At 72.4% G+C, this 19,154-nt stretch carries 18 protein-coding genes; 7 read left to right on the top strand and 11 right to left on the bottom strand.

Annotation, left to right across the window (positions count from 1 at the left end):
* Positions 1-168: 168 nt before the first annotated feature.
* Positions 169-1,062, top strand: coding sequence for a helix-turn-helix domain-containing protein (locus AC0HI0_RS47160; protein WP_480929966.1), 894 nt, complete (start codon positions 169-171; stop codon positions 1,060-1,062).
* A gap of 177 nt (positions 1,063-1,239) precedes the next feature.
* A complete protein-coding gene (locus AC0HI0_RS47155; RefSeq protein WP_480929965.1) occupies positions 1,240-3,144 on the top strand; it encodes a S8 family peptidase in 1,905 nt (634 codons plus the stop codon).
* A gap of 59 nt (positions 3,145-3,203) precedes the next feature.
* On the opposite strand, the gene AC0HI0_RS47150 is transcribed toward AC0HI0_RS47155, so the two are convergent.
* Entirely contained in the window at positions 3,204-3,737 is a 534-nt protein-coding gene (locus AC0HI0_RS47150; protein ID WP_480929964.1) for a hypothetical protein, read from the bottom strand.
* A 217-nt stretch (positions 3,738-3,954) separates the two neighbouring features.
* Between AC0HI0_RS47150 and AC0HI0_RS47145 the strand changes: the two genes are divergently transcribed.
* The 4 genes from AC0HI0_RS47145 (at position 3,955) to AC0HI0_RS47130 (ending at position 6,700) form a co-directional block, all read left to right on the top strand.
* Positions 3,955-4,278, top strand: a complete 324-nt coding sequence (locus tag AC0HI0_RS47145; protein WP_480929963.1) for a helix-turn-helix transcriptional regulator — start codon at positions 3,955-3,957, stop codon at positions 4,276-4,278.
* Position 4,279: 1 nt separating this feature from the next.
* Positions 4,280-5,269 (top strand): hypothetical protein, encoded by a 990-nt coding sequence (locus AC0HI0_RS47140; RefSeq protein WP_480929962.1) that lies wholly within the window; start codon positions 4,280-4,282, stop codon positions 5,267-5,269.
* Positions 5,253-5,483: a hypothetical protein gene (locus AC0HI0_RS47135; protein WP_480929961.1), complete on the top strand. Its 231-nt coding sequence runs from the start codon at positions 5,253-5,255 to the stop codon at positions 5,481-5,483. The genes AC0HI0_RS47140 and AC0HI0_RS47135 overlap by 17 nt, the downstream gene beginning before the upstream one ends.
* 194 nt (positions 5,484-5,677) lie before the next feature.
* Entirely contained in the window at positions 5,678-6,700 is a 1,023-nt protein-coding gene (locus AC0HI0_RS47130; protein WP_480929960.1) for a hypothetical protein, read from the top strand.
* On the opposite strand, the gene AC0HI0_RS47125 is transcribed toward AC0HI0_RS47130, so the two are convergent.
* The 4 genes from AC0HI0_RS47125 to AC0HI0_RS47110 all read right to left on the bottom strand — a co-directional run bounded on the left by AC0HI0_RS47125 (position 6,701) and on the right by AC0HI0_RS47110 (position 11,857).
* A complete protein-coding gene (locus tag AC0HI0_RS47125; protein WP_480929959.1) occupies positions 6,701-7,129 on the bottom strand; it encodes a hypothetical protein in 429 nt (142 codons plus the stop codon). It abuts the gene before it with no gap.
* Positions 7,130-7,230: 101 nt separating this feature from the next.
* Entirely contained in the window at positions 7,231-10,689 is a 3,459-nt protein-coding gene (locus tag AC0HI0_RS47120) for a S8 family serine peptidase (protein ID WP_480929958.1), read from the bottom strand.
* A gap of 296 nt (positions 10,690-10,985) precedes the next feature.
* Entirely contained in the window at positions 10,986-11,195 is a 210-nt protein-coding gene (locus tag AC0HI0_RS47115; protein WP_480929957.1) for a hypothetical protein, read from the bottom strand.
* 98 nt (positions 11,196-11,293) lie between these two features.
* Complete coding sequence (locus AC0HI0_RS47110; RefSeq protein WP_480929956.1) at positions 11,294-11,857, bottom strand: hypothetical protein; 564 nt, start codon at positions 11,855-11,857, stop codon at positions 11,294-11,296.
* 277 nt (positions 11,858-12,134) lie between these two features.
* On the opposite strand from AC0HI0_RS47110, the gene AC0HI0_RS47105 reads away from it, so the two are divergent.
* Positions 12,135-13,502, top strand: coding sequence for a lamin tail domain-containing protein (locus tag AC0HI0_RS47105; RefSeq protein ID WP_480929955.1), 1,368 nt, complete (start codon positions 12,135-12,137; stop codon positions 13,500-13,502).
* Positions 13,503-13,556: 54 nt separating this feature from the next.
* Here the strand turns inward: AC0HI0_RS47105 and AC0HI0_RS47100 are convergent, their stop codons facing one another.
* Genes AC0HI0_RS47100 through AC0HI0_RS47075 form a run of 6 tightly spaced genes read right to left on the bottom strand, consistent with a single transcriptional unit; the run spans position 13,557 to position 19,153 of the window.
* On the bottom strand, positions 13,557-14,453 hold the full coding sequence (locus AC0HI0_RS47100; protein ID WP_480929954.1) for a GNAT family N-acetyltransferase: 897 nt from the start codon (positions 14,451-14,453) through the stop codon (positions 13,557-13,559).
* The gene (locus AC0HI0_RS47095; protein WP_480929953.1) at positions 14,450-15,343 is read right to left on the bottom strand and encodes a hydroxyacid dehydrogenase; all 894 of its coding nucleotides are present in this window, start codon (positions 15,341-15,343) and stop codon (positions 14,450-14,452) included. The genes AC0HI0_RS47100 and AC0HI0_RS47095 overlap by 4 nt, the downstream gene beginning before the upstream one ends.
* A 58-nt stretch (positions 15,344-15,401) precedes the next feature.
* Positions 15,402-16,394 carry a dihydrodipicolinate synthase family protein gene (locus tag AC0HI0_RS47090; protein ID WP_480929952.1) on the bottom strand — a complete coding sequence of 331 codons (993 nt, stop codon included), beginning with the start codon at positions 16,392-16,394 and terminating at the stop codon, positions 15,402-15,404.
* Position 16,395: 1 nt separating this feature from the next.
* Positions 16,396-17,415, bottom strand: coding sequence for an NAD-dependent epimerase/dehydratase family protein (locus AC0HI0_RS47085; RefSeq protein ID WP_480929951.1), 1,020 nt, complete (start codon positions 17,413-17,415; stop codon positions 16,396-16,398).
* Between the two features lie 2 nt (positions 17,416-17,417).
* Entirely contained in the window at positions 17,418-18,254 is an 837-nt protein-coding gene (locus tag AC0HI0_RS47080) for a carbohydrate ABC transporter permease (RefSeq protein ID WP_480929950.1), read from the bottom strand.
* A complete protein-coding gene (locus tag AC0HI0_RS47075; protein ID WP_480929949.1) occupies positions 18,251-19,153 on the bottom strand; it encodes a carbohydrate ABC transporter permease in 903 nt (300 codons plus the stop codon). Before AC0HI0_RS47075 ends, AC0HI0_RS47080 begins: the two co-directional genes overlap by 4 nt.
* Position 19,154: the final 1 nt, after the last annotated feature.

The raw sequence follows: 19,154 nt of genomic DNA, 5'->3' as shown, positions 1-19,154 counted from the left end.
CTTTCCGGTTGGGCGCAGGCGAAAGATAGGCCCGTTCGCACGGCTCGACCACGGCCGTCCCGCCGAGCGGCGACGCGCTCACCCGGCCCTGCGGGCGGTCACCGCGACGGCCGCCGGGGGTGCGCGGGACGCTGGAATCCGCGGCCGGGGCGGACTACTGTCCGGTGGGTGCCAGAGTCGGCCGGTACCCGCCTGAGCCCGTTCGCCGAGAGGCTGCGGCGGGCCATCAGGCAGCGCGGCGCGACCCTGGAGCGGCTGGCCGAGCACCTGCGCGGGCAGGGCACGCCGGTCAGCCTCGCCACCCTGAGCTACTGGCAGTCCGGGCGCAGCCAGCCCGAGCGGGCGGTGTCGCTGGCGGCGCTGCGCAACGTGGAGCGGTACCTGGGGCTGCGCGGCGGCGAACTGGCCGGGCTGCTCGACGCGCCCCGGCCGCGCGGCCGGCTCGCGCACCGCACCCGGACCGCCGAGCCGATGTCGAAGATGTGGCCGGACGCCCGGTCGCGGCACCGCGCGCTGGACGGCCTGGGCCCGCGCGACGAGACCCGGCTGACCCGGCTGAGCATCGTGTCCCGGGTGGAGATCGGCCCGGACCGCACCGAGCGCCACCAGTGGACCCGGCACATCCTGCGGGCCGAGGAGGACGGCGTCAGCAGCATCGTGCTGCTGTTCTGGGCCGACGGCCGGCCGCCGCCGATCCTGGTGCCCACCCGCAACCTCGCCGTGGTCGCGGTCAACCGGGACGAGGATTCCGGCCTGGCGGCCGCCGAACTGCAATTCCCGCGGCCGTTGGCGCGGCACGAGACGATCATCGTGGAGTACGAGATCGAACAGGTCGGCACACTCCCCGCGACCAATCACGAGCGGCGCGCGCGGATGCCCACCCGGGAACTGCTGATCGAGGTGCGGTTCGACCCGGCGGCGCTGCCGGCGCGCTGCGAGCAGTTCTCCGAGATCGGCGACAAGCACCTGGTGAAGCCGCTGACCTGGGACGACTCGTACACCGTGCACGCGCTCGGGCTCGACCTCGACCCCGGCGTGTTCGGCATTCGCTGGGAGTGGTGATTTAACTTTTAGCCGGGAACCGTTTTAAGCATTAACCGGGATGGCCGGGGCGACCCTTTGCAGATCGGGGTGCAGCCGGCAGTATTCCGGCGCGCACCAATTTCAGCTGCCGAGCCGGGCGGACCGGCCGGTTCGGTCGTGCGCGCTCATCCCTGCACAGTGAGGAACCCGGCAAGAATGAAGAACACGCTTTTGCGGGCGGCGGTGATGGCGATCGCCGCAGCGGTCGTCACGACCACCGCTGCGGTCCCGGCGTCCGCAGACGTGACGATCCAGGGCGCGGACGGGCCCGGCGCGATCAAGGGTCGTTACATCGTCAAGCTCAAGAGCAGCACCAGGTCGGCGACCTCGGTCACCGGCAGGCACGGCGGGCGGGTCCGGCACAACCTGGAGATCATCAACGGCTACTCGGCCGAGATGACACCCGCGCAGGCCGAGGCCGTGGCGGGCGACCCGGACGTGGCCTCGGTCGAGCAGGCGCACCGCGTGGTCGCCCTGGACACCCAGAACAACCCGCCGAACTGGGGCGACGACCGGATCGACCAGCGCGACTTGCCGTTGAACAGCACGTTCAGCTACCCGGCCAACCCCGGCCAGGGCGCGCACGTGTACGTGCTGGACACCGGCATCAACGCCAACCACGTCGACTTCACCGGTCGGATCGCGGCCGGCGCGGACATCGTGGACAACGACTCCACCCCGCAGGACTGCCACGGCCACGGCACGCACGTCGCGGGGTCGGCGGCCGGCACGTCCTACGGGATCGCGAAGAAGGCCACGATCCACGCCGTCCGGGTGCTCGACTGCGGCGGCTCCGGCTCGAACGACGACATCATCGCGGGCATCAACTGGGTCAAGACCAACGCCGTGAAGCCCGCCGTGGTGAACTACAGCATCGGCTGCTCGCAGCGGTGCTCGGACGCCACCGTCGACAACGCGGTCAAGTCGCTGATCGCGAGCGGCGTGCAGTTCGTGCAGGCAGCCGGGAACTCGACCGACGACGCCTGCTTCTACAGCCCGCAGGCCGTGCCCGAAGCGGTCACCGTGGGCAACGCGAACCGCAACGACGCCCGGTCCTCGTCCAGCAACCACGGCACCTGCCTGGACCTGTTCGCGCCGGGCGAGAACATCGTGTCGGCGTCGCACACCGGCACCACCGGCTCGGCGACCATGACCGGCACGTCGATGGCGTCCCCGCACGTGGCGGGCGCGGCGGCGGTGTACCTGGGGCAGAACCCGTCGGCGACCCCGGCGGCGGTGCGCGACGCGCTGGTCGCCAACGCCACGCCGAACAAGCTCACCGGCATCGGCAGCTCGCCGAACCGCCTGCTGTACACCGCGTTCATGAACGGCACGACCCCGCCGCCCACCGGCTGCGAGGGGCGCAACGACACGGACTTCGCGGTCAACGACAACGCGACCGCGGAGAGCCCGATCACCCTGGACGCGCGGTGCGGCACGGCGTCGGCGAGCGCGACCGTCGACGTGAACATCCCGCACACCTACATCGGTGACCTGGTCGTGTCGCTGATCGCGCCGGACGGTGCCGCGTACGTGCTGCACGACAAGGCCGGCGGCGACGCCGACAACCTGGTCAGGACGTTCCCGGTCAACCTCGCCGGCAAGGCCGCGGCGGGCACGTGGAAGCTGCGCGTGCAGGACGTCGAGGTCAACGACACCGGCCGGATCGACACGTGGACGCTGAAGTCCGGCGCCGTCCTCGGCGGCGGCGGCACGACCTGCGCGACGCTGTCCAACGGCACCGACGCGGCGATCGCCGACAACAGCACGGTGGAGAGCCCGATCTCCAGCTCCTGCACCGGGAACGCGTCGGCCACCAGCTCGGTCGCGGTGTCGATCCTGCACACCTACCGGGGCGACCTGGTGATCGACCTGATCGCGCCGGACGGCAGCGCCTACCGGATCAAGAACGCCGACGCCGACGACAGCGCCGACAACGTGACCGGCTCGACCACCGTCGACCTGTCGTCGGAACCCCGTGCGGGCACCTGGAAGCTGCGGGTGCAGGACACGGCGGCGAAGGACACCGGCACGGTCGACAGCTGGTCGCTGACCCTCTGACCATCGTGCCCCTGCCACGAACGGCCCCGGCCTCCCCGGGGCCGTTCGTGTTGCCGGGACTACAGGTTCGGCAGCGCGACCGCCGCGCCGACCGCCGCACCGAGCAGCAGGCTCACGCCCATGACCGGCCCGGCGAGCCGGCTGGTGGTCGTGGTGGCCTCCCGCAGGCGCGGCACGGCCCAGCCGAGCGCGGCGAGCTGGACCACGCCCACCGCGGCCACGCCGAAATCGCGCAGGAGCAGCGCCAGCGGCAGGAAGTGCAGCGCCACGACGACCGCGACCCACCACGCCATCCACCGCGACCGCCCGCGCCGGGCCAGCAGCAGGCAGCCGGCCCCGGCCAGCACCACCTCGGCGGCGACCAGCACGCCGAACCACGCGTACTTGCCCTGCAACGCGGTCGGCTGGTCCCAGTTCAGCGCCGTCAGCACGCCGAACGCGCCGGCGAACGCGACCCCGAGCCCCGACCCGACGCCCAGGAGGACCCGCCACGAGCGCGGCGGGTCCTCCTGGGACCAGCCGAACCACACGAAGGCCATCAGCCCGAACCACGCCGTGGTGAAGCACTGGTCGCGCAGGAACTCGGTCAACATCGGCACTCGTTTCGGGACGACTTCCGGCACGAAAGGCTCATACCGACCGGATCACAGTAGCCAAGACCGGACCGCGCACATGCGGGTTCCTCACTTTTCCGGGCCGGTCTCCGGTGCGGACGGGGAAGACGAGAGCGGTGTCCCGCCGCCCGTGTGCTCGTCCACGCCACCCGATCAGACGACCCTATATCGAGTACGAGCCATATAGACTTGAGGTATGGCCGATCCCCGCATGACCGTGCAGACGCTCCTGGTGTTGCAGGTGCTGCTGTCCGCGGGCGACGACGAGGTGTACGGGCTGGACGTGATCAAGGCGTCCGAACTCCCACCGGGGACTGTTTACCCGACGCTGCAACGACTTCTGGACGCGGGCTGGGTGTTGGACCGCTGGGAGCCCCTCGACCCGGCCGAGCGGGGCAGGCCCCCTCGCCGCTACTACCGCCTCACCCCCGACGGCGTGGCGAAGGCGCAGGCGGCGTTGAGCAAGGCCGACCGGCGGCGGGCCGGCATCGTCCGGCTGCTGCGGACCGAGGAGGGCTGAGATGGGACGCGACGCGATGTCCTCCCCGCGCCCGCGTGTCACCGGTGCGGTCGGGGTCTTCGGCGTGGTCGCCGGAGCCGGGGCGCTCGCCGTGGACGACTCGTTGCCGATGGTCGTGGTGGCGAGTGCGGTGTTCCTCGTCGCCTGCTGCGCCTTCGTCTCGCTGGCGCGTTGGTGGCTGGCGCAGCGCTCGGCTGCGGGCGAACGGGAGCCGGGGACGTTCCGATGGTGGACCAGCGTCCCGTTGCGCACCCGGTGCACGCGCCGCAAGGTGTTCGCTGCGGTGTGCGGGGTGTTGTGGGTGAGCACGTTCCCCGGCACCTTCGGCGGTGCGGCAGCCGGTTGCCTGACCGGGGTCCTGGTCGGCTGCCTGCTTCCTCGGGGCGCGCGGCCGTGGAGCGCTGCCGGTGGAGCTGTCACGGCTGGTGCGTTGGCGGAATTCGGCCTCTGGCAGCGCGCTCTGGAACTCGTGGTCGGTGGCAGCGCGGTGATCGCGATGGGGGTGTTCGCCGTCTACACGCTGGCCGGGGTGGTGTTCGGCGCGGCGATGGTGGTCCGGTGGGCGAGCCAGGTGCTCGGGTTGTGCGACATCAGCGAGCAGCGGCGGGCATCCGTGTTGGGGCGACTGGGTGTCCTGCTGCCGCGCGAGGAGGCGGCACTGTGGCTGTGCAGCAACACCGCCTACCTGTACGACCTGGGCGACAGCCGCGAGCGGCGTCGTTTCCTGCGCAGCCTGACGCTGCACATGCCGGTGCAGGTGTGGACGTCCTGGGCGATCCGCCTGCGGCGGTCGCAGCGACGACGGTTGCTGGTGGTGGTCGGGGACGTGGCGGAGCCGGTCGAGGTGGAGCAGGCGATCCTGGCCATGCCCCGCAGCCGCTACCGCGCCTACCGCCGCGGCGATCCGGTCACCGTGAGGGTGAGCACGGGGCGCCTGGTGACCGTCCGGTACAGCAGGCAGGAGGGAGTGACCAGTGCGCGCCCGGCCTGACGACCCGCCCCAGTGGCGACTGGCGTTCGCGGTGCTCGACCTGACCCGGGAACGCGCCTGGGGACCGTTCCTGCGCCTGCTGATCCTCGCCGCCCTCGTGCTGGCCGGGCTGGTCGTGCTCGTGGCCACCGGGCCGGTCATGACGGCGCTGACGGCCGCGCTGGGCGCGGGAACCCTCGGCGCACACCGCCTCAACCGGCGGCGCCGGCGGTGATGTCGCGGGGTGCCGGCCTCGCCGGCTCCCGTGGCGACGCCCGGGGTCCGGCATGCCTACGACGACTCCGTGCTGCCGGGTGAACTCGCGACCGACCCGTCACGCCGGGTTCCGGTCAGCACGCGGTCAGCCGGCGGTCAGGCAGCGGCCAGACGGTGTGGTCGTCGGACTTCTTCCCCCTTCCGAGGAGCACCATGACCGTCAAACGCACGACCGCCGCGGCCATCGCGGCGCTCGCGATCGCCGTGCTCACCACCCCGGCGGCCACCGCCGCGACGTGCACGACGAGTTACCTGCCGCTGCCCTCGGGCGTGCCCGGCGGCTCCGTCACGGCGGCGGACAGCGCCGGCGGCTACGCGGGCTACGGCTACAGCGTCAAGGGCTGGTCCTACAGCGCGCGTGCGCTGCGCTGGCAGCACGGCCAGGTCACCGACCTCGGCCAACTCGCCGGCGCGGGCAGCGACGTGGTGGTGACCGGGGTGAACCGCCAGGGCACCGTGGTCGGCTGGGCGGCGGGCCCCAAGGGCTTCCGCTCGGTCGGCGGCCGGCTGGAGGCGCTGCCCCTGCCGGCGGGCGCGACCGGCGCGCAGGCCGAGGGCGTCAACGACGCGGGCGACGTCGTCGGCAGCGTGTCGAGCGTCCCGCCGGACACCGCGCCGTGGGCCGTCTACGCGCCCGTCCTGTGGCCCGCCAACGGTTCCGCGCCGGTCGTGCTGACCGGTCTGCCGGCTTCCGGGCAGGCCAAGGCGAAGGCGGTCGACCAGGACGGCACGGTCCTGGTGGAGTACTACCCGAGGCGCGACGACGCGTTCGCCGCCACCGCCCTGTACCTGTGGAAGGCGGGCACGGCCCGCAAGCTCGCCAACCCGTCGGACACGACCACCGTGCGGGGCAACGGGCTGGCCAACGGCCGTGTGGTCGGCGAGACGTACCCGGCGTCGGGCACGAACGGCAAGGGCGTGCTGTGGGACCGCGACGGCACCCCGTCCCGGCCGGCGGGCAGCGCCTACCTGTCCTCGGTCAACCGCTCCGGCCAGTCGGTCGGCTGGTCCACCGCCGCGCCCGCCGGTTACGCCGTCTGGCAGCTCGGCACCACGACGGCGCGGCTGACCGCGCAGCCGAGCGTCGAGGTGTCCGCCGACGACGGCACGATCGGCGGTCGCAGCGTGGTCGGCTCGGCGTCGTACTCCAGCCCGACCCTGTGGCGGTGCGGCTGATCAGTTGCCGACGCCGTCGTGGCCGGGCTTGAGGTAGGTGTAGGCGTCGCCGCACAGGATGACCGCCTCCCGCCAGGCGGGGTTGTACCGGTAGGTGGCGGACCGCTCGCGCAACCCGTCCCTGGGCACGCCGCGCTTGCGCAGGCACGCGCCCTGCTTGCGGGCGTTCACCTTGGCCCTGGGGTCCAGGCGGGTGGTGTAGCTGGTCGGGGCGTGCTTGCGGCACGCGCCACGCGCGGCGTTGAGCCGTTCGGCGTCCGTGCCGGGCGGGTACGCGCCGATCCTGACCGTGCCGTCCGCGCGCACCACGGCGTCCGCCAACTGGACACCGTTGGCGCGCATGCAGTGCGTGTACGCGGCGGCACGCGCCTTGTTGCCGGGTATGAGGCACGCCGACAGCGTCGCGAGCAGCAGCAGTACCGTCCCCACCCGGCGAAGGGTTCTCACCTCGCCAGTCTGGCAGAGTCCGGCCGGTGTGTCGCCGGCAACCACGCTGGTGGGGGCCGTTCGACGGCCCCCACCGGCGGGCCTCACGCCCGGAGCCGGTAGGCCCTCAGGACCGTCTGGTCGACGGTGTTGCCGTCCGTGTCCGAGGCGACCACCCGCAGCGACACGAAGTCGCCGGCCCGGCCGCCGCGCGGGACGACGGACCGGACCGGCACCCAGGTCGTCCCGTCGTCGAACGACGCGAACGCCTTGACCTCCCGCACGGTCGCCCGGCCCGCCCCGGCCTGCCGCGACACGGTGAACCCGATCGGCAGCGGCGTACCGGCCCGAGCGCTGTTGCGGGCGTCGAGCTGGAGCTTGTAGTCGACCTGCAGCAGCGGCGGCCGATCGGTCGCGCCGTCGCTGGTGAAGCCCCAGACCGTCTGGACGGCGGTCGACAGCTCCACCTGCGGCGCGCCTCGGGACGCGTTGAGCGCTAGTTCGTAGCGGCCGGGCCCGGCGGGCACCTCCCACCGGCCCTGCCACGGATCCCAGGCCACGCCGAGGGAAGCGCCGTCGCGCTTGAGTTCCATGGTGCCGAACCCGCTGCGGACCCACGCTTCCACGGCGCGCGACGTCGCGAACGGCGACACCTTGGCCTCGATGGTGTCGCCGTTGCGGGACACACCGCCGCCGGTCGCCCACGACACCACCGCGGGCGTGTCGAGCCGAGGGGCGCCGACCGCCGCGCCCCACGTGCGCTGGTACCGCCGGCCGCGCTGGAACACCGAGGGTTCGACATCCGACCAGATCCCGACCAGCGGGTCACGCGCGTCCGCGCCGAACATTCGGCCGACGAAACCCTCCTGGTACCAACCGATCCCGTCGCCCGCGCTGTAGTACTCGGTGCGTGCCGCGGGCGCGACGAGCGCTTCGTCCATGACGGTGGCCAGGTTCCGCGCCGCGACACCGGAGCGCATCGGGTAGAGGCGTTGGCGCACCAGGCCGTCCGCGCCCGACGAGCGGTACTCCGCCTTGACCTCGGCCAGCTCTCCGGGCCGCACCCGGTAGGTCCGCCCGGCCGGCAGCGCGCCCTGCTCCGGGTAGAACAGGTTGTAGCCGACCGGCGAGGTGTCGACGGCGGCGATCGTGACCTGGCGGCCGATCCGGCGGACCAGGTCCGTCGCGGTGTGGTCGGCGGCGGACAGCACGGGCAGGGCGGTCGGCGGATCACCGGGCAGCGGCAACGGGCCGAGCAGCAGCACGGCCGCCGCACCGGCGTCCTTCAACCGCTGGGACACCGCGTAGATGTCCTCTCCGCCGAGGTCGGTGACCACGAGCGCGCCCTTGACGTCGCCGTCGCGCTCGGCGGTGCGCAGCTTGTGCGGGCCGGGCGCGAAGTACGGGCTGGAGTCGGCGTAGCGCACCGGGAAATCGAACTCCCGCAACGAAACCCGGGGCTGCGCGGCCTTGACCGTGGTCGCGTAGTTCAACTGGGGCAACGGATCGCCGAACGACAGGCCGTAGACCGGCGTGGAACCCTCGACCGCGCCGCCGACGCCGGAGTTCCGGCCGGGTGCCGTCGGCACGCTCAGGTCGACGTCGCGGTGCAGGGGGCGCACCCGGTCGTCGCCGAGGTCGACCGCGATCGGCTTGCCCTGCTTGGCGTTCACCTCGACCGACACGTCCCGGGTCAGCGAGATCCCGCCCGCGACGTCGGTGATCGAGACCGGCGCGTACCAACTGGCGAGCGGGGAGTGCTGTTCCACGCGGCCGAGCACGGCGTAGTCGGAGACCGGCAGGCGGGTCGTGCCGACGCCGTCGGCGTCCAACCGGAGCACGCTGGACTGGCCGGACTTCAGGTCGACCAGGAGCAGGTACTCGTCGAGCGGCGGCTTGCCGTCCCGCCCGACCACCTTGGCGGTCAGCGCGTGGCGTTCCTCCTGCACGTACGCGCCGACGGCGGTGGTGACGGCGATGCCGGGCGCGGAAGCCTTGACGTGCCCGAAGAACGTGCCGTTGCCCTTGGCCGGGTCGAGCCGCACGACGACGGGCGCGGTGCCGTGCGCGGGCACCAGGACGGTCGGCGGCACGGTGAAACCGGTCCCGAGGTCGTGCCGCAGGTCGAGCGTGACGGGCTGGTCGCCGTCGTTGCGGTAGGTCACGGTCTTGTCGACAACGCTGGTGTGCGGCCATTCCAGCAGCCCGAACGACAAGCTGCCGACGTCGGCCCGGACCGCCTGCCCGACCGCGCGCCGCACGTCGAGCAGGCCGGTGCCGACGTGGTCCGGTGTGCCCGCGACCTCCTGGACCGACCCCATCAGCTGCGCCTTGAGTTCCCGCGCGGTCCACGTCGGGTTGCGCTGCGCCAGGATCGCCGCCGCGCCGGCCACGTGCGGCGCGGCCATCGAGGTGCCGGTCAGCCGGGCGTGCAGGTCGTCCACCGCCTGGTCGGGCAAGGTGTCCCTGGCCCGTGCGGCGACGATGTCCGTGCCGGGCGCGGCGATGTCGGGCTTGACCGCGTAGTCGCCGTGGCGCGGCCCGCGCGAGGACGATTCGGCGAGCACGCCCTGCTTGGTGAGGTTCGCGACGGCCAGCGCCTCGTTCGCCGCAGCGGGCCCGGACACCTTGCGGTAGGTGTAGTTGTTGCCCGCCGCGACCACGAACAGCGTGCCGGTCTCCGCCGTGAGCCGGTCCACGGCCAGCGACAACGGGTCGGAGCCGTCGCTCTGGTCGCCGCCCAGGCTCAGGTTCACCACCTTCGCGCCGATGTCGCGCGCGGCCCACTCCATGCCGGCGACGACCGCGCTCTCCGGGCAGCCGAACGCCCCGCAGACCTTGCCGACCGCCAGGTTCGCGCCCTTGGCGACCCCGGTGTACCGGCCGCCGCGCCCGGCGACGGTGGCCGCGACGTGCGTGCCGTGGCCGTCGGTGTCCTGGACGCCCTCCCCGGTGAAGTCCTCGGCCGCCGTGACCACACCCGCCAACTCCGGGTGCGCCCGGTCGTAGCCGGTGTCCAGCACCGCGACGGTGACCCCGCCGCCGTCGAACCCGGCCTGCCACGCGCCCGGCGCGCCGACCATCGGCACGCTCCGGTCGAGCGTGACCTCCGCCTTGCCGTCCAGCCAGAGCTTGTCCGCGCTGCGCACGCCCACCGCGCGTTGCGCCCACCACCGCGCGGCTTCGGCCTTCGGGACGGCGCTCGCGGCGCGGAAACCCTTGGTGAGCAACGGGATCCGGTCGGTGTGCGCGTCGTCGTAGCCGAAGTCGCGCAACGCCGTGATGTCGAAGAACCGGCGGTCCACCCGGTCCTGGGCCACCTCGGCGAGGGCGTCCTCCGGAACGACGTACTGGTGGTCGTCACGCACGTAGCGGGCGAACCGCGCGCCCGGACGGCCCTCGACCCGGACGAGCGCCCCTTGCCCGTCCACCACCACCTTGTCGCCGGTGATCAGCGTGATGGTCCCGGCCTGGCCCTGGACCACCGGGGCCGCCTGCGCCGTGACCGGGTTCGACAACCCGGCGATCAGCGCGACGACCGATAACGAACGTGCTCCGCGCACGTGTCCTCCCCCAGAAGTGGCTCTGCTTCCTCCTTCAATACTCGCCAGGCCGTTCCGGCGTTGCCTCGAAGCGGAGACCGGACACGGTCCCGCCGTGGGAAGAAGGCGGGTGGGCGGGGGCTGGACGGGACGGCCTGCGACCGGAACGGCAGACCGCGCACCACTACGGACGCACCCGTCCCCCACGCCGGACGCAGGGCCGCGCCGCCGAAGCCGAGCACGTCCGCCCCCGGCTCAACACCCTCCCCGGCAGAACTCCACCGGGACCCCGAACCGCCACGCCCCAGGCCGTGCCATCACCGCGAACGCCGCCTGAGGTGGAAGACGACCAGCAGGACGACGCACAGGACCCCGACACCGCCCGCCGCCAAACGCCAGACGTTCTCCAAGCCGAAGAACTGACCGAGTGCGTTGACCCCACAACTGGCCGCCAGCACCAGCCACAACACCACCTGCACCGCGACACCGCCGGTACGAACCTGCTCCACCTGGTTGTGATTGCTCATGACCGGAAACCTACGAGCGCGCCGCGCCCGCGACGATCCCGCGCACAGCCGGACCGGGGTAGTCCTGGCACTACCCGCCGGCCGGGCGCGGACGCCACTCAGGCCGGGGGCAGGCGGTCCAGCACGCGCCGGGCGAGGTCGTCGGCGGCCGGGCACACCTCGGCCTCGGAGCCCTTCACGACCAGGGTGACGGCGAGCGCCGGCCGGTCGTCCGGCTCGCCGGTCGCGGTGTGCACCAGGACTTTCAGCCGGCACACTCCCGGCCCGCCCTGCCGCTTCGCCGGGCGGTCGTCGAGTTCGGCGGCGTCGCCCACCCACGCGACCACCGGGGGCGCCTGCACCAGCAGTCCCGAGTCCGGCCGGCCGTCCGCGCCCTCGCTCAACGCCCACGCGCACGTGCCCGGCGTGGTCACGACCCCGTCCCGCGCCGGCGCGCCGACCGCCGCCGAGACCTCCGACGTGGTGAGCAGGCCGCACAGGTCGTCCGGCAGGTTCCTCGGGTCGGGGACTTCGTGCTCCCGCATCGCCGCCACGTCGGGAGGGAACGTCGACGGCGTGCCGCTGCCGGTCGGGCCGGTGCCCCGGACGGGCTCATTGGTGCAGGCGACGCACAGGGCGAGCGCGACCAGTGCCGCCGCCGACCGTGCCACGAGGTGCTTCACGGGGCGGAATCGTAGCTGGTCAGCACCCCTCCGACGATCATGTTTCCCACTGGCAAGGAATAGCGCCACGTCACGACCTCAAGCCGCCCTTGGTGATCGGTCCGGCACCCGCCCCGCAACGCACCGCCCGCATGTGCAGATGCTGTTGGCCGGACGTTCAATTCTCGGCCGGAGGTGTGCAGCAAGCTGCATCGAGGAGCGTCAGCTCCGGTGTCTGTTGGCCCCCTGCGAGTAGGAGCGGACTTTGCGCGCACCAGGTAGGCGTCTCACGATTGCGGTGCTGGCCGTCGCGGCGGTCGGGTTCTCCACCCTCCCGGCGATCGCGGCACCGGCCGCGGCGGACGTGCGGATCAACGAGGTCGAGTCCAGCGACGGCAGTCCGGGCGACTGGGTCGAGCTGGTCAACACCGGGACCACGGCGGCGGACGTGTCCGGCTGGGTGGTGAAGGACGACGACAACTCGCACGTGTTCACCGTCCCGGCCGGCACGTCGGTGGCCGCCGGCGGGTACCTGGCGCTGGACGTCGACCCGGTGTTCGGCCTGGGCAGCGCCGACTCGGCCCGCCTGTTCCGCCCCGGTGGCAGCACCCTGGTGGATTCGTACAGCTGGACCAAGCACGCCACGACGACCTACGGCCGCTGCGCGGACGGCGTCGGCTCGTTCACCACGACCACCGCCCCCACCAAGGGTTCCGCGAACGCGTGCCCCGGGGGCGGCAACCCCGCCGCCGCGTGGCCCGGCGGTTCGGCGGTCGCGAACGCCGACGCCGCGAACGCGTTCGGCGGCAACCTCAGCGGCCTGGCGTTCGACGGCGCGAGCGTGGTGTGGGCGGTCAAGAACGGCCCCGGCACCCTGTACCGCCTGGTGCCCAACGGCACGACGTGGCGTCCGGACACCGCCAACGGCTGGGGTTCGGGCAAGACGCTGCGCTTCGCCAACGGCAGCGGCGACCCGGACGCGGAAGGCGTCGTGGCCACCCCGGACGGCCTGTTCGTGGCGACCGAACGTGACAACAACGGCAGCGCGAGCGCCCTCAAGGTCCTGCGCTACCCGACGTCCGGCTCCGCCACCACGCTGTCCGCCAACGCCGAGTGGAACCTGACCGCCGACCTGCCCTCGGTGGCGGCGAACAGCGGCCTGGAAGGCATCACCTGGGTCCCGGACTCGTTCCTGACCTCCAAGGGCTTCCGCGACGAACGCACCAACGCCGCCTACACCCCCGCGAGCTACCCGAACCACGGCACCGGCCTGTACTTCGTCGGCCTGGAAGCCAACGGCACCATCTACGCCTACGCCCTGACCCAGTCCGGCGGCAGCTACACCCGGGTCGCCACCATCGCCAGCGGTTTCCCCGCCGTGATGGACCTCGAATTCGAGCCGGGCACCGGCCACCTCTGGGCCGCCTGCGACGACACCTGCCAGGGCCGCACCAAGACCCTGGACGTCAACGCGCAGGGCACCCTGACGGTGACCAACACCTACGACCGCCCCACCGGAATGTCCAACTACAACAACGAAGGCTTCGCGATCGCCCCGCAGTCCACCTGCGCCTCCGGCCGCAAGCCGGTCCTGTGGGCCGACGACGGCAACACCAACAGCCACGCCCTGCGCAGCGGCACCGTGAACTGCACGGCTGCCCGCTGACCGGACCCACGTCGGGCTCGTCGGCGTCCAACGCCGGCGAGCCCGCACCACGGCTCAGAAGTAGTCGGCCGGCCAGTAGACCGCGCGCGGATCCTCCACCAGGCGGGCGTCGCCGAGTACCGGCCGGATCATGCCGGTCCGGTCGTCGGCCTGTTCGGCGGTCCGGAAGAGTGCCGGCAGGGCTGCCCGCACCGCCGGGTCGAGGGGCGCGCGCAGGTGGCCTTCGCGGACGTCGCGGGCTCGGGCTTCGGTTGTCAGCGCGGTGAACAGCGGGGCGGCGGCGCGGTCTTCGGCGAGGGCGATCTCCACCACGTCCCCGTCGCGCCAGTCGACCACGGCGTAGGCGAGCGGGGTGCCGTGTTCTTCCAGGAGGAGGACCTGGTCGTGGCCGTACCAGATCGGCACCCGGTCGGCCCAGTCCTGGGGTGTTCGCACGACGGTCAGCGGGCGGTCGGCGTTGTGGCGGGTGTGGAGCCGGTCCAGTACCGGCCAGTCGCCCAGGCTCCCGGTGGTGACCGTCCACCCCGGTGGCAGGGTGCCGGACGTGAACTCGCCCTTCAGGTGCGGGCGGGCGAAGGTCGACCAGCCCGACCCCTCGTAGACGCCGGGGGTTTCGGTGAACAGCAGGGAGAAGCGGCAGTTCTCGGCGGCCATCGCCGCTGTCGCCAGGCCCAGCAGGTGTTTCACCAGACCACGGCCCCTGGCCCGGGGATCGGATGCCACGCTCGACACGCAGCCGGCGCGGTGGACCTGGCCGTCACCGCGGACCGGGCGCGGTAGCCAGTAGAGCGCGGCCAGGACTTCGTCGCCTTCCCGGGCCACGAAGGTGCGGGAGGCGTTCCGCTGGTCCAGGGTGTGCAGGGCGATCACCGGGGAGCCGGGGAAAGCCTTGTCCCACAACGCGTGCAGGGACGCGATGTCGGCGGCCTTCAGGGTGTCGAAGGTGGTCAACCCATCCTCTTCAGCGACTCGGGGCCGACCTCGTGCCGTAGTGGCCTGCCCGTGCGGAAGCGCTCGATTTCGTCCAGTACGAGGGAGCCTTGGCGTTCGCGCGCCTCCACCGTTCCCGCTGCCTGGTGGGGCGTCAGCAGGACGTTGGGCAGCGTGCGGAACTCGTGTGACCGGGGCAGCGGCTCGTCGTCGAAGACGTCGATCGCGGCGTCGATCCGGCCGGTGCGCAGTTCCGCCAGCAGGGCCGCTTCGTCCACCAGCCAGGAACGGGCGGTGTTCACCAGGGCCGCGCCGTCCGGGACGAGGGACAGTTCGCGGGCGCCCAGCATGTGCCTGGTCTCCGGGAGCACGGGGGCGTGCAGGGCGATGATCCGGCTGCTCCTCAGCAGATCGTCCAGCGGGACGGCCGGGACGTCCGGCTCGCCCGCGAAGTACGGGTCGTAGACCTGCGCTCGCGCGCCCAGCGCCCGCACCAGGTCCAGGTAGGCGCGGCCGGTCCGGGACGCGCCGACCACGCCGATGCGCGCGCCCAGGATCTCGTGCTGCGGCGGGACCCGCTCGGCCTTCGACCACTCGACGCCGCCGCGCAGGGCGTGGTCGAAGCGGTGGACCTGGTGCAGCAGCGCCAGGGTGAAGGTCAGGGCCACCTCGGCGACCGGGCGTGCCATGGCCTGCCCCGCCTGGGTCACCTTGATGCCGCGCGCGAACACCTCGTCGGTGACGAAGAACTTCACGCTCGCACCGATGTGGGCGACCAGCTTGAGAGCCGGCGCGAGGTCCAGGAGCCCGCCGTCCAGCGGGGTCATGCCCCAGCCGGTGACCAGGATTTCGGTGCCGGGCAGGGAGGTCGCCAGGTCGGCGGGGTCGTCCAGGACGCGTGCGTCGCCCACGCCTGCCGGAAAGAGCCTGTCGCGCAACGGCTGTGGCACGCACACCAGCGCGGTGGGATCAAGCGAGCCAGTCATCTCGGTGCTCCGCCACGAAGTCGTCGTCCACGAGCCACGGGTAGGCCGCCGTCACCCTGGTCAGTTCTTCGGCCTGTCCCGGCGAGAGGCCCTCGTCCGGGTCCAGGCACCACGTCCCGGCCAGCAGTCCCTGCCGCCGCAGCACTTCGTGCACACCGGCGATGCAGCCGGCGAAGCCGTGCAGCGAGTCGAAGACGGCGGCGTTGGCGTCGGTCAGCTCCTCCGCCCGCGCGGACCACCCGAGCGGGTCGGTGTGCAGCTTCTCGAACATCTCCACGGCGGCCCGGGTCCACACCGCCCACTGGCCGAGCAGCCCGCCCCGGAACCGCAGGCCGCCGGGGAGCGTGCCCAGCAGGTCGCCGATGATGTGGTCGTCGTTCCCGGTGTACAGCACGACTTCGTCGCGGCGGTCGGCGGCGGCCACGCCGTGCGCGACCTCCAGCGTCCGGTAGCGGTCGAACGGCGCGACCTTGATGGCCACCGTGCCGGGCTGGTCCGCGAGCGCACGCCAGAACGACCGGGACAGGTCGGGGCCGCCGATCGCCCGCTGGAGGTAGAACCCGATCACCGGCAGCACTTCGCCCACGGCCCGCGCGCGGTCGAGCAGGTCCGCCTCGGTGGCACCGGGCACCAGCGGCGACAGCAGGACGGCGTCGTAGCCCAGTTCGGCGGCCAGCTGCGCCTCGGCCACGGCCTGCGCGGTCGGGCCGCACGCGCCGGCGATCTTGACGACCTCGGCGGCGCGGTCGGATTCCGCGATCGTCCGGGCCGCCAGTTCCAGCACCGGCCGCAGCAGGCCGGCGGCGCGGATCTCGAACTGCGTGGTGTGCACGCCGACCGCCACGCCGCCCGCGCCCGACGCCAGGTAGTACCGCGTCAACGCCCGTTGCCGGCGCTCGTCCAGCGCGCGGTCGGCGGTCAGCGCCAGCGGGTGGGCGGGGACGACCGCGCCGGACATCAGGGGTGCCAGGGACACTTCAGAACCTCCCGTCGCGCACGGCGAACTTGGTCGGCTTGCCGGACACCGGCATGCCGCGCGCCAGCCAGTCGGCCTGCCAGTCGAGCAGCACGCCCAGCGGCACCTCGGGGTAGCCGAACAGGGTGTGGCACAGCGTGGCGTCGTTGAGCAGCGCGGTGGGCGCTTCCGCGCCGACGATCTCGGCCTCGGTCCCGAAGCGCTCGGCGAACATCGACGCGATCCTCCGGACCGACGCGGTCTCCGGCCCGGTGAGGTTGAGCGTGAACGTCTCGGTGGAGGCGTGCCCCAGCGAGCGCAGCGCGACCTCGTTGGCGTAGCCCTGCCACACCACGTTGACCTGCCCCGTGGTCACGTCGACGGGCTCGCCCGCCAGGACCGCCTGGCCGATGTCCACCAGGACCCCGTACCTCAGGTCGACCGCGTAGTTCAGGCGCAGCACGCTGACCGGCGTGCCCGTGGTGGCCGCGTGCTGGAACACCCGCTCCCGTCCCAGGCAGGTCATCGCGTACTCGCCGACCGGGCCGACCGGATCGGTCTCCACGCAGCCGCCGGACTCCAGCGGCGACAACGGGTAGACGTTGCCGGTGGAGAAGGTGGCGATGCGGGAACCGGCGTAGCGCTCGGCGACCCGCGCGGGCAGCGCGGCGTTGACCACCCAGGCGAGGTGCGGGGCGGTGGCGGTGCCGAACTTCGCGCCCACCATGAACACCACGTCCGACGCGTCCGGCAGCGCGGCCAGGTCGGAGTTGTTCAGCAGGTCGAACGCGGCGGTGCGCACCCCGTGCCGCTCCAGCAGTTCCGCCTGCGAGCGGTCCGACCAGCGCGACACCGCCCACACCGCGTCGCCGGTGCGGCCGGCCGCGTCCAGGCCGCGCCGGGCCAGCCGGCACAGGGTCGGGCCCATCTTGCCGCCCGCGCCCAGCACGACCAGGTCGCCCGAGCCCTCCGCGAGGTCGGCGACCAGGGCCGGGGACGGCGTGGTGAGCCGGTCTTCCAACGCGGCTTCGGTCTCGAACATTCTCATCCCTTGATTCCGGACATCGTGACGCCCTCGGTCAGGTAGCGCTGACCGACCAGGTAGGCGAGGAAGATCGGCACGAACGCCACGGTGGCGCCCGCCAGCACGACGTTGAGGGGCACGTTCTGCTCCTGCAACGCGGCGATGCCCACGGTCAGCGTGCGCATGTCGGTGCTCTTGCCGACGATCAGCGGCCACAGGAAGTCGTTCCAGTGCCACAGGAAGATGAACAGCCCCAGGGTGGCCAGGATCGGCTTGCACAGCGGCAGCACGATCCGGGAGAACACCCGCCACTCCGACGCGCCGTCCAGCCGCGCCGCCTCGAACAGCTCGTCGGGCAGCGCGCCGATGAACTGGCGCATCAGGAACACGGCCTGCGCGTTGGCCAGCGTCGGCACGATCAGGCCCCAGTACGTGTCCACCCCGCCCACGCCCGCGACGAGCACGAACAACGGGATCAGCGTCACGTGGTAGGGCACCATGACCATGGCCAGGAACGACCAGAACATGGTCTCCTTGCCGGGGAACCGCTTCTTCGCGAACGCGTACCCGGCCAGCGCCGAGAGCAGCAGCACCAGCACCACGCTGATCAGCGAGTAGATCAGCGTGTTGAGCGTCCACAGCGGGATGTCACCGCCGCCGAGCACCCGTTCGTACGCCCCGGTGTCCACCGGCCAGGGCAGCAGGCTGCGCGGGAACTCCACCGCGGCCACCGGCTTCAGGCTCAGCACCACCATGGCGTAGAACGGGAAGATCGTCACCACCGAGGCGACGCCGAGCAGCACGGCGCGCACCACGCGGCCGGTGCGCCCCGGTTCGAGGGCCCGTGATCCGCTCACTTGTCCCTCCCGATCATGAGTCGTTGCAGCAGCGCGACGAACAGGGTCAGCACGAACAGCGCCACGCCGAGCGCGCTGGCGTAACCCAGGTCGAAGTACTGGAACCCCTGGTCGTACAGCTCCATCACCAGGGTGTAGCTCGACCGCGCCGGGCCGCCGCCGGTCATCACGTACACCAGGTCGAACACCTGGAACGAGTTGGTGGTCTCGATGACCGCCAGGAAGAAGATCGCCGGGCGCAGCTGCGGCAGCACCACGTAGCGGAACCTCTTCCACGGCCCGGCGCCGTCGACCAGCGCCGCCTCCTCCTGCTCGCGCGGGATGTCCTGCAACCGCGCCAGGACGATCAGCATCCCGTAGCCGAACCTCGACCACACCGACACCAGCACCAGGGCCGGGATCACCAGCACCGTGGACGCCAGCCAGGACCCGCCGACGAGTTCGCCGAGCGGGCCGGAGGAGGAGAACAGCCAGGTGAAGATCGTCGCGGCGAGCACCAGGCTGGTGATCACCGGCAGGAAGAAGATCGAGCGGAACACCCGCGCGCCGCGGAAGGACCGGCGCACCAGCAGGGCGAGCCCGACCGACGTGCCGACCGACAGCGGCAGGTAGAGCACCGTGAAGAGGACGGTGACCTTCAGCGACTGCCAGAAGTGCGGGTCGTCGAGCATCCGCGTGAAGTTGTCGAACCCGGTGAAGGTCGGGCTGTCGCCGATCGTGTACTCGAAGAAGCTCAGCAGCACGCCGGCGATCGCCGGGCCGAACCGGAACGCCAGGAACAGCAGGAAGCAGGGCAGCACGAACACCAGGCCCCACCACGCCTCGGGCCGCATCCGGCGCGGCTTGCGCCCGCGTCCGGGGAGCGCGCGGCCCGAGGTCCGCTCAGCGATGACCGTCATC

Source organism: Saccharothrix sp. NBAS 001 (assembly GCF_056640475.1).
Note: the sequence above shows the minus strand (reverse complement) of the source record. Positions and strands in the feature narration are given on the sequence as shown.